Below are 11,965 nucleotides of genomic sequence, written 5' to 3' on the forward strand. Positions count from 1 at the left end.
ATGAAAAAATCTCCACCTTATCAGGTAGTATTTTTCCATCCATCCCTTGCATCAGTCGCACCGATCCTGTGTTAAATGGCATTATGTTCAAGTTTTTGTTTAGAGTCCGTTTAGGCAGCCGATGGTTGCTAGCGGGCATACGCACATCGGGCAAGCCGTTCTTTATTGGCGCGCATAACGTAGGCTTCAAGGAGTACACGTTGCGCATTTTTTGGATAGAGTGCTGCCTCACAGAGCTCCCATTTTAGGGGCTTTTTTTATTCGTTTCTCAAAAAATATAAAAGAATAAAAATTTCCAATATAACATTGTTCTATAAATGGAAAGCCTACAACTTGACGTAAAAATAAAAAGTAGCCATCTAAGTTTATTAGACAGCTACTTTTAGGAATTATAAAAAAGAATAATAAAGGTAGAAATTAACTCTTCATAATGTTTATAAAGTATCTACAAAATCACCTTTATATTCAATTTTAATTGCAACACCATAATAATTAATTGTTAATGATAAACTTTTTATACGTTTCCTTCCCTGAAAAGTTAAACTTCAAGAAGTAAACTCCATTTCCATAATTTGAAACATCGTGGCTTATTGTTTTACCATTAAAATTTGAATCTATCTTATCTACGAATCTTCCTAATACATCTATTATATCAATTGAATCCAAATCTGATGAATTATTGTCAAATTGAATATGTAGTATACTATTAGCTGGATTAGGATATAACTGAATTGAATTACTAAGTTCTGTGTCTATCATTCCTAATATAGATCCATCAATGATATTGGAAAAAGTAACTTCAGAATTTTCTTCAGTATAAATAGTTTCTACAGCAAACCTATATTGTTCTTGTGGATTGGTTAATGGCCAATTAGCATCTACAAATGAAACATCAGTTATTGGGGTTGAGTTTAATTGCACCCAATTGGAAATGTCTGGGAATTCAGATGCCAATCCTCGATAGACATTATAGGATAATGATTCACCATTTGTAATTGGCTCATCATCGTCCAAAGTATTCAGACGAACGTGAAAAGATGCACTAGGAAACCCAGAAAGAACATCTGTTAATAGTTCAATTTGCTCCGACGGATACTTTATAAAAGCTGTATTGGGCGCTGTTGGATCTGAATAATCTACAGCTAATGCATGTGTGCTTGCTGCATTATTTTGCCAATGAACTCCAACTGCTATATCATCATAAACCACAATATTCGGCACATTTACAGTAATAACAGATTTATGCTCAATTAAGAATGCTTCACTAGTAGCAAGAACCTCTTCAGATTCTAAATCAAAAATATCGATTGTAACATAGTCAGAAGTAAGATCATAAATGTCCGTTCTGATTTCCACACTTGTAATTGTAGTAGTGTCGGTCACGGTAAATATATTTCCTAGCCAAACGTTTTCGTATGGTTCATTGGTATAACTATTGGAAATGACATCTAAATCATTTTGAAGCTTTACTTTCCCACTATTAAAAGGACTCTTCCAATTCACATTTAACTCTTCGTCCGACGAAACACTAACATCAAAAGGACTAATAAACTCTTGATCTAAAACAATATCACCTAGGTCAATATTATCGTCAATAACCGAGATGGAAACTGTTTTGTCATGATAACCATAGAAGCTAAACGTCAAAGTATAATCTGCATTCCCATAAATTGAAGAAAAAGAGAATTTCCCCAAACTATCTGTGATAGCATCATCATCATTATACCCGCCTAAGCTAATTTCTACATTCTCAAGAGGTGTCATTATATCATTACTTCCTACAACTCTTCCCGTAATCTCCACTTCAGTTTTCGGCACCAAATAAAAATCCTGTATGGTAGACGATGACTCCACAAGAGTACTAAGGATTTCATCATTGTAACCTATCTTAGTTGCAGTGATTTCATAAGTTCCATACGGTAAAGAAGGTAGGTTGTAATCCCCGTTAGAATCCGTTTCTGTGGTAATAGATGTACCTTCTATAAAAACAGTAGCATCTGCTAATGGGCTATTGGTGTCAGCATCAAACACAGTTCCACTTATTTCAGAGGTATTGGTCGACGGATTTATTACAAATTGAGTATAGGCATAATCCTGAGTTTCATAGTAAGAGGAAGGAAGGTCATTTATATCAAGATCATAAACGTTAAGATTACGAATCGTACGTACGGGTCCAGAAGCCTCTGTACTATAGAAACGTATAACAGAAGGCGGCCATTCTGGGCTATATTGGTAGTTTTGCACTAGGATATTATCAATGCCACTGAATGGCACTGGTTGATCAAATGGAATATAAACCTGTCTGTTAGCATCAGGCAATATTTCAATTTCTCCATCAAAAACCAACATAAGTTCCTCTGTTGGAGTATAACCTCCACTTAAATTGTCTAATTGTGTTTGTAAAATATAGACTTTTAAGGGAAGGCGCTGTACATAATCTGATTGGATCAAATTATTGTAGGAATATACAATTCCATAAATTTCTCCAGGATTTTCAAAATCACTATTCAAATATAATGTTTGTGAAATATCGTCCTCGCCTAAAGTGCCAACATCTCCGTTAGCATCAAACGGAAAGTTTGGATTAGTTCGATTCTTAGGTCCCATTTCGTCCAATACTATACCTTCTGGAACCACATGAACGTTTGCTTCTCTAAAGACATTATTGTCTAAATTTTCATCATCAGCATATTCAATTTCAAAATAAAGTCTATGAGAGTTAATTTCAGAAAAAGTGTGATTAATAGTAATAGTAGCTTCTTCCCATGATTGAAGGTTTATTCCGTTAATTGAGGCTATCTCAATTCCTGGCGCTTCCATTAATTTTACTCTATAATCGCTTCCGTTTATAGGTAGAGCTCCTTCGTTCTTTATTACACAAAGAAATTCCTCAGATACATTTTCCCTTGCTAAAAAATATAAATCTCCATTTTTTATGGCCATATCATGATCATATAAATGCAACTTAGCTGTAGAAGTAAACAAGTCAAATTTTGATAATCCTGGTCCATTGGAAGAAGAGGTTATTCCTATATAATTGTTCCCTTCAGCTTCCGATATATCAATTGTTATTTGTTGCCACACATCGGGAGTTGCAGTAATATCCTGAATTACTGTCACTTCTCCTGTAGATCCATTTTTCCAAATTAATTTATGATTGGCCGCCAAAAAGCCTGAACGCTGAACATAGAAGCTATATGTGTCACCATCTTGTATTGTTAGTCGAGGCGAATAAATAGTATCTGTTACAGTCCCAAACATATTAGAATCTGGTGAACTATGATAAAAATATTCTCCTTCAACTGGATTCCCAAAATTACTATTGTCTCTTGTTCCAAATACTATACTCCAATTATCTGGAGGGAATTTACTTCCTTCAAAGCTTTCATAAAATGTATCGATAGCCACTGTGGCAGTATAACTATCATTATTAGGGTTTATATCTCCTATGGCATCTGAAATAACTTCTAGTTCGAATATCCCAGATGAAAAACTATATTGCCCTATTAGTACTTCAGTTGTTTCATTTGGTTGTAAATTAAGGCTTGTTGTTGTATATGGAGTTTGTGTCACTCCATCAATACTCCAATTCACAGTGATAAAATCAATTATATTTGGTCCTTCATTTTTAATGGTTGCCTTGATATCGGTTAATCCAGTATTAGGTTGCATTCCCTCTGGAGAAACAGCTAAAACTGAGGCATCCTGATGTGAAGAAATAGTGTATATGCCTTCAATTTCGTTGTTTTCGATAACGAAATCATTTGTTAAATCGAGTAATGCACTAATCTCATATGCTCCACTTGAGTTAAAATTGAAGCTACCTAAATTTATTTCCGTACTGTTTCCTGATGCTAGGTTTAAGTTAGTAGCACTGAAAGGATCTTGAGAAACATTATTCACCTTCCAATCGATATTAATTTCATTAATTTCGGTAGTACCATGATTGGTAAGCGTGACAATTACATCTTCCACTACAGGAGTCTCAGAAACTCCTGTTGGATTTACAATTGAAGTTAACCCCCCATCGGTAAAATCATCAGGACTCACCGTTACATCATCTACATACCAACGATGCCAAGTACCTTCATACCTAAAAGCCACATAAATATTTTGGCCATTATAAGCACTCAAATCTATAATTCTTTCTTCCCAAGTATTTTCGTTAATAGGAGTAGGAGTTGTATATACTTCTACAAAATCCCCATCCGATGGATCTTGACTTCCTGCAGAAATCAAAACAGAAGCTTTGTCGTAGTACTGAACTGAATTTGCTTTATGATAATCCCAAAATATAAATTGATAATTATCTGATACTACTTCAATTTGTGGAGTTACCAACCAATTGTCACCTTGGTCATTAGATATCTGGTTATGAGCAGAACGATTTCCACTATGGGAAATATACTCCCAATCTTGTCTCCATCCGTTTGTAGATTCTCCTAATTTATAAGTTTCCCAACCCGTAGGTGGCCAACTTTCAAACCCTTCTTCTAAGGTGGTAATTTGCGAATACCCTGTAAAACTCAGGATAAAAAACAGCAACATTAAATATCCTGTTTTCTTGTATTTTAGGCATTTTGTTTGTTTCATATTTATGTTATTTAATAATTAAAAAAAATTAGACCATAGGTTTATCTATTTCACTTTGGTGGATTTTTATTATTAATAGATTGAATTATTTTTTTCATTCCTTTTGAAATGCTTTCATTCTTTTCTATTAGATCTTTAAGTTCATTTTCTAGTTCTTCTTTTTTGTTTGATTTCTTTTTTTCCATTTTTCGAGTGATTTAATTCAATTACTCAAACATAGCTAGGAATGCATTTCCAGCTAGAAGATTAGCAGACACAAAAAGTCTACAAGAGTAAAAAAAGAGATAACATCTGTACTACAAAGCACACTAACATTCTGAAAGTCAATATACAAGAGTAAAGTGAAGAAGAAATAAAATTATGCCGGGTAAAGTGAAAGAAAAGGGGAACCTTGTTTTATAATTGAGTTAAATAGGTAATCAGATTTTCATTCGTGTCAATATTCAGTTTTTTGCGAAGACGATATCGTGCCATATTTATGCTTTTCACCGATTGATGAGTTATGGATGAAATTTCTTTGGTCGACATATTTAATCGAAGAAAAGCACAAAGTTTAATTTCATTGGGAGTGAGGTCGGGGTATTTTTCACGTAATACATGATAGAAGTCGGAATGAACTTCTTTAAATCTAAGTTCAAACTCATTCCAAACCTTAGTACTTGAATTTTGTCTAAGTTTAGTTACTAGTTGTTGTATTACATTTTGATTATCCTTTTTGGATGATGTTTTTAACTCTATAAGTTCTTTTGCGATTTCTATAATTAATTCATTTTTTTCAACCAAGTATATCATATTAGATGCAAGTTCCTTCTTTTTATACTCAATTTCTTGATTCAGCTTTTCTTGTTCTAATTCCAAATTTTCTTTTTTCAATGAGACTCTTGCTGTCTTTTCTTTTTGATTCAGAAATAATAGGACCACAGAAATTAAAACAAGAACTACTACTATAAGAATACTTATATATAATAGCTCTTTATGTCTATACTCGGCTTCTTGTTTGATTTTGGCAATCTCTCTATTTTTTATTATTTCATCAAACTCATATTGCATTTTAAGCTCTGTTATCCTTTTAACATCCTTTTCCTTTTGATATTCTTCATTATATTTTATAAAAATATTCTTGTAGGTAAGGATAGAATCCATTTGCTTGCTTTCATCAAACGTCTGACTTAATATTATTGCATTTTCGTAAATATGCTTTTTGTATGAGTTCGCTTTTGCCAGCTTAAAAGCTTTATGAGCATACTTATTCGCTTTCTCAATATTTTTATTATTTAAAGCAATTTTTGCGGTAATAGTATAAATATCTGTTTGATAAATAGAAAGAGGCCCCACAAACTTCTTATCCGATTCTTCCAACATTTTTAAAGCTAAATCTGCATATTTTTCAGCTTTTATATAATCTGCCTTATTGTTATAAATCTGTGCAATTAAATTATACACCCTAGCCATGTCTGCCCATTTCTCGGCTATTGTGAAAGCCTGCACAACCTTAAGATAATCCACGATAGCTTCTTCACTATCACCACGTATATCTTTAATGTTAGCTATGTTGGAGAGCGCAATTGCAGCGCTGTAAGAGTCTTTCGCTTCTTGAAATAATAAACTAGCCTTGTTATAATTAGCTAAAGCATCGTCATATTCTTTAATTTGAAGATATAGAGTTCCTAAATTATTAAATAAATGAGGTAAGAGAGATTTGAATTTATTCTCTTTTGAGATGTCAAGACAGGCTTGATATAATTCAAGTGCTTCGATATATTGATTTTGTGCAAGGTAAATGTTGCCAATAATCATCGATATGCGCGTCTTGTCATAAAGACTATTTTCGACATCAAAAAACTTTAAAGATTCTTCGTAAAACTTTTTTCCTTGCTCTAACTCATTTTTTACTACATAAAGGTCACCTAAGGTTGCTAGGTTATTTGCAATACCAAGATTATAAGATTGTTCTTTAGCTAAATTATATCCTTCATTTGCATAATATATTGCTGAATCTAGATTTGAAGCTCTATATGCCTTAGCAAGTTCAGAATACTTTAAGGATTTAAAATTATCATTATTCGAATCATCAATGACTTTTTTTAAACTATCTGAAACAATGTTTTGTGAAAAACTGAATAAGGGGATAAGAATTAAGAGTAAGAATTTATTCATAAAATCAAATAAAATTTTTGAAATATACGAAACTTCGAATTAGCTTTCCCAAAATAAGCACCGCTAAAACTTCTTGTGTTTTGAACTCTTTCTCCCGCCACTTTACTTTTTTAAAGTATACAGGTTAAATACCTTTAATTGTTTACCATTCATATTTCAATGTGTAGCTATATGAAATAAAAGTAAATTTATCTAAGAATCCTTTTTCGAGAATAATATTACCTGCATTTGTTCGTGCCTGAATGTTAACAGTAAATATTTTAAAACATTTATTCTTTGTTTGCATTCGATATTTTAACCTTGAAGCTTTCATGAATTTACACCCAACTTACATGTTTTCAATACACTGTAATATTTCGTATTAAATGTTATTTCAAGCCCTAAAAAACCATTACAAACTTTTATTGTTAAATAATCGCGGAGAAAATTAAGCCCTATACTTCAACCTCAATCTTAGATAAAATATTCTTAGAATGGAAGTGTGATATTGTTTTCAAACGAGGTCTTAAAAAAACTCTACCTAAAAGCCAAGAACCTAGAAATATTCATTCCTTAAAGCAAAAGTGCTACCCCCGCTAGTGCCCGTTTACATCACGCCCCCTTCGCAATTCCCAATTCATCCATATTATTGAAAAACCGCAATGTAATCCATCCGTCAATCCCCCCCACTACCCAACTATCGAAACTTTCGGAGCATCAACCAGCAATCCTGATTTAGCAATTGCCAAAGCATAAGCAACCTTTAGCTACACACACCACTATTATCCTTAAAATGTTGTGTTATAGAGATTCGTGATTTTTATTTAATATATTTACGTTATAGCTTCACTTATAAAAAATCCGAGCAATGAAATTTGACCCAATAACGAAAGATGTTTATACAGACAAAGGTGAATTTGTAAAGACATTGAATTGCCCATATAAAATGAGCTGGGATAAATTAGAAGTTATAAATTCATCTTCACGAAAATGCGTGAATTGTGACCACTTAATAATCGACACAGAAAATCTAACAGACCACAACCTTCTGGATATAATTAAACAAAACCCACAAACAAAAAAATGGGCTATAACAACCTCATTTACTTCTTTAGCCGATAATGGGAAGAATACCGGATTAATAACAATTTCTTTTTACAAACGCAATTAGCGATTAAGAATATAGAAAATAATTCTGTGAGCAGTTCCATTGTTGATAATTCAAAGTCTCTCACCGAGAAACTTGAAATAATTACCTCTAGGTTTCACCTTTATCTTAAGATTACAATAGGGATAATTTTCTTAATTATTATAGTGGTTATATACATCGAAAATAAGAACATTAAAGTGATATATCACTTAAAAACGTGGTAAACTCCCTTTAAAACCATAAATAAAAAAGCCATTTCCCAATTATTGACACGCTTCTAACAACAACCTAACAAACAGGATTTTAAAAACTATTTAAACTTTCAAATTTCGGGAAATACAAAAGACTAACCCTATATATATAGTGTTTTTAATTATAAATTTACAATCAAATACAACTAAATATACTAACCGATAAAAGTCACACAGATGAAAAACAAATTATCTCATGTTTTCTATAGATATTATTGAAAGTTGTTTAAGCTCTCATAATTTGATTTGTTCAATGAGTCTCGTTAAGAATGTTTAATTAGAAGATAATCTCTTTTTCTGCATTTTCAGATTAAGATAAACCTTTTCTAATGATGAAACACCTATTAAATTCTTGATGATATTGATAAGATTAACCTAATGCCACTTACTTAAAAAATTACTTATTCGTAAGAGATGATACACAGATACAGAATTGAAGTATTTATTTATATAACCAGAACTACTTCAATAAGTAATTTAAATGCAACTAAATAAAAATACATCTATTCACATCTATTCTTAGAAATTTAAAAGTTAAAAATATTGATAAATAATAAACAATGAAAGTATTAAAATTCGGAGGGACTTCGCTTGGAAACGCTTCAAAAATAAAAGAAGTTGCTAAATTGGTTAATAACTCAGATTCGAAAATAGTTGTTCTTTCAGCAATGTCTGGAACAACCAATGAATTGGTAGAAATCGCTAATAAATTATATGAAAACAATTATACGGAAGCGAAAGAACGTATTGATCAATTAGAACAAAATTATTTAAATGTTGTTGATTCACTTTTTACAACAAGTCATTATAAAAAGGAAGGTTTAAATTTGATTTCCTCTCACTTTCATAGCATTAAATCTTACACTAAGGATATATTAACTGTTTTCGAAGAAAAATCAATTTTAGCACATGGAGAATTAATTTCAACAGCACTATTTCATTATTATTTAAGCGAAAACCATATAAAATCAGTACTCCTACCCGCCTTAAATTTTATGAGAACAGATAAAGATGGTGAGCCTGATTTATATTATATCAAAGAGAATTTAAATAGAGAGATTAATAGTTACCCCGATGACACTTTATTTGTAACTCAAGGATTTATTTCTAGGAATAACTTTGGGGAGATTGATAATTTGAAAAGAGGTGGTAGTGATTATACAGCTTCGCTCATTGGGGTCGCCATTCAGGCGTCAGAAATTCAAATATGGACTGATATTGATGGCATGCATAATAATGATCCAAGGATTATTGAAAACACAAAACCACTCGCTCATATCTCTTTCGAAGAGGCCGCGGAGCTTGCCTATTTTGGAGCCAAAATTTTACATCCTGCTAGTATTAATCCCGCAAAAACAGCCAATATACCTGTTCGATTAAAAAACACGATGCAACCAGAATCATTTGGGACATTAATTACAAGTAGAACTGAAGATAAGGGCATAAAAGCTATTGCAGCAAAGGATGATATAACGGTAATAAAAATAAAAAGTGGCAGAATGCTTTTAGCTTATGGTTTTATGCGAAAAGTTTTTGAAATATTTGAAATATATAAAACCTCAATAGATATGATTACTACTTCGGAAGTAGCCGTTTCTATTACCATTGATGACGCTAAATATCTAGATGATATTGTAAGTGAGTTACAAAAGTATGGAACTGTTGAGGTTGAGAAAAACCATACTATTATTTGTGTTGTGGGTGATTTTATCGCAGAAAGTAAAGGCTACGCCGGAACTATTTTTAGGGCACTGAATAGTATTCCTGTACGTATGATATCTTATGGAGGAAGCAGTCATAATGTTTCTATTTTAGTTGAAGCAGCACATAAAAAAGAAGCCCTAACAGCACTTAACTCAACACTTGAACCGTATGTATAGCCCTGAAATTATCGAACGTTTTAAAAATACCCCTACTCCATTTTATTATTATGATTTGGACTTATTACGACAAACGTTAGATGTTGTGCAAAAAGAGTCTGACAAGTACAATTATAATGTGCATTATGCACTAAAAGCGAATTCAAATATTGAAATATTAGAAATTATCCAATCGTTTGGGCTTGGTGCCGATTGTGTGAGTGGTAATGAGGTAATACGAGCGATGGAGTGCGGTTTTCCAGCAGAAAAAATAGCTTTTGCAGGAGTTGGTAAATCTGATGTTGAAATCGATATTGGATTGGAGAATGATATTTTTTGCTTTAACTGTGAGTCTATACCAGAGTTGATTGTGATTAATGAATTGGCGGAAAAGAAAAATAAAATTGCAAACATTGCTTTGAGGATTAACCCCAATGTAACGGCAAATACACATCATTATATTTCTACAGGATTAGAAGAAAATAAATTTGGAATAAACCGCTGGGAATTGGAAAGTGTATTGGAGATATTAAAAACACTTCATCACATTAAACTAATTGGTCTTCATTTTCATATAGGTTCTCAGATAACTGACTTGGATGATTTCAAAGGACTTTGCTTGCGTGTCAATGAAATTCAACGCTGGTTTTATGAACGTCAAATTGTTGTAAAACACATAAATGTTGGAGGAGGTTTAGGAATTAATTATGAAAACCCTAAAGAGGAATTAATTCCAGATTTTAAATCGTATTTTAAATTATTTAATGACTTTTTAGAGTTAAAACCACACCAAGAATTACATTTTGAATTAGGGCGATCTATTGTAGGTCAGTGTGGATCATTGATAAGCAAAGTTTTATATGTAAAGGAAGGTGTAAATACTAAATTTGCAATTATTGATGCTGGTATGACCGATTTAATTAGGCCTGCCTTATATCAAGCTTCTCATAAAATAGAGAATCTTAGTTCCAGAGTTAATATAAATGACCGATATGATGTAGTTGGACCAATTTGCGAATCCTCTGATTGTTTTGCTAAAAATTTAGTTTTACCTAAAACCACTAGAGGTGATCTTATTGCGATAAACTCTTGTGGAGCTTATGGAGAAGTAATGGTATCTCAATATAATTTGAGAATGGCCCCTAAGTCATTGTATTGAGGTTTAAGTTATTTAAATATGCCTAAGTAGGCTATTGCAATTACCCGTTGGTGCGCGAGTCCTCTCGCGTACCATATAATTTAAATTATTTTTAATCAACCTCATATAAAGAAATTACCCTAGTTGGTGCGCGATTGCATCGCGTTCCCTTCCCAATTCCTGTTACCCCTCTAAAACTCGTTCCAAAAGATGATTCAGCATCCATCAAACATAAGACAATAATTATAAAAGAAAACTAAGGACATCATAACAACAAGTCGGCAATACATTAAAATTCGGAAAGGGCAGGTAAATAGGTGTTCGTCAGTCGTTCCGCTTTGTTCCACACACTTCTCTCCATCCTCAACCGTGGCTACGTACCTTTATTTCGCAATACCAAAACAGAAAATTCAAAACAGAAACTCAAGCCATAAAAATCACTGAATAAACATAATCAAGTATGGCTCTATTCAAGCTCCGGCTCGTTTCGGTACATTCAGTCGCTACCCTTGTCTTTCCCAACGCCGAAGCAAAAAATCGCGCCAGCCCTGCCGTAAACGGTAGCTGTCTGCCGCCCTCGACGCTCGTTCTTTTGCATCCAGCACCCTTGCTCCGCTCGCAGGCGGCTCGCCTTAGTTTACCTGCCGAATAAAAATTAGTTAAGCAATCAAATCTCTATAAATAAACATCCGAATTATATAAAAGTCGAGGAAGAAAAAAGTAAAAACTCAAACATAAGGCAAAGTTACAGGCGTGCGGATGCGAGAGCTGCAAGGGTTCACTACGCCTGTATGAAAAAATCTCCACCTTATCAGGTAGTATTTTTCCATCCATCCCT

6 protein-coding genes are annotated in these 11,965 nt (G+C 32.9%); 3 read left to right on the forward strand and 3 right to left on the reverse strand.

Features of this window, described 5'->3' with window-relative positions:
- Positions 1 to 492 precede the first annotated feature (492 nt).
- The 3 genes from G3A46_RS13830 to G3A46_RS13835 form a co-directional block, all read right to left on the reverse strand.
- The gene (locus G3A46_RS13830; protein WP_165150717.1) at positions 493 to 4,593 is read right to left on the reverse strand and encodes a carboxypeptidase regulatory-like domain-containing protein; all 4,101 of its coding nucleotides are present in this window, start codon (positions 4,591 to 4,593) and stop codon (positions 493 to 495) included.
- A gap of 50 nt (positions 4,594 to 4,643) precedes the next feature.
- Positions 4,644 to 4,778 carry a hypothetical protein gene (locus G3A46_RS14510; RefSeq protein WP_277875412.1) on the reverse strand — a complete coding sequence of 45 codons (135 nt, stop codon included), beginning with the start codon at positions 4,776 to 4,778 and terminating at the stop codon, positions 4,644 to 4,646.
- A 211-nt stretch (positions 4,779 to 4,989) separates the two neighbouring features.
- The gene (locus G3A46_RS13835) at positions 4,990 to 6,750 is read right to left on the reverse strand and encodes a tetratricopeptide repeat protein (protein WP_165150719.1); all 1,761 of its coding nucleotides are present in this window, start codon (positions 6,748 to 6,750) and stop codon (positions 4,990 to 4,992) included.
- Positions 6,751 to 7,597: 847 nt separating this feature from the next.
- Here G3A46_RS13835 and G3A46_RS13840 point away from each other — a divergent pair.
- From G3A46_RS13840 to lysA, 3 genes are all read left to right on the forward strand, one after another.
- On the forward strand, positions 7,598 to 7,900 hold the full coding sequence (locus G3A46_RS13840) for a hypothetical protein (RefSeq protein ID WP_165150720.1): 303 nt from the start codon (positions 7,598 to 7,600) through the stop codon (positions 7,898 to 7,900).
- A 790-nt stretch (positions 7,901 to 8,690) separates the two neighbouring features.
- Entirely contained in the window at positions 8,691 to 10,010 is a 1,320-nt protein-coding gene (locus G3A46_RS13845; protein ID WP_165150721.1) for an aspartate kinase, read from the forward strand.
- Positions 10,003 to 11,148, forward strand: a complete 1,146-nt coding sequence (lysA, locus tag G3A46_RS13850) for a diaminopimelate decarboxylase (RefSeq protein WP_165150722.1) — start codon at positions 10,003 to 10,005, stop codon at positions 11,146 to 11,148. Before G3A46_RS13845 ends, lysA begins: the two co-directional genes overlap by 8 nt.
- Positions 11,149 to 11,965: the final 817 nt, after the last annotated feature.

It is taken from the genome of Aequorivita sp. KMM 9714, assembly GCF_011065475.1.
In the GTDB taxonomy this organism is placed as follows: Bacteria; Bacteroidota; Bacteroidia; order Flavobacteriales; family Flavobacteriaceae; genus Aequorivita; species Aequorivita sinensis.

Bases quoted from the DNA above. Each gene is read 5' to 3' on its own strand.
- G3A46_RS13830 (WP_165150717.1), bottom strand. From the start codon at position 4,593: ATGAAACAAACAAAATGCCTAAAATACAAGAAAACAGGATATTTAATG.
- G3A46_RS14510 (WP_277875412.1), bottom strand. From the start codon at position 4,778: ATGGAAAAAAAGAAATCAAACAAAAAAGAAGAACTAGAAAATGAACTT.
- G3A46_RS13835 (WP_165150719.1), bottom strand. From the start codon at position 6,750: ATGAATAAATTCTTACTCTTAATTCTTATCCCCTTATTCAGTTTTTCA.
- G3A46_RS13840 (WP_165150720.1), top strand. From the start codon at position 7,598: ATGAAATTTGACCCAATAACGAAAGATGTTTATACAGACAAAGGTGAA.
- G3A46_RS13845 (WP_165150721.1), top strand. From the start codon at position 8,691: ATGAAAGTATTAAAATTCGGAGGGACTTCGCTTGGAAACGCTTCAAAA.
- lysA (WP_165150722.1), top strand. From the start codon at position 10,003: ATGTATAGCCCTGAAATTATCGAACGTTTTAAAAATACCCCTACTCCA.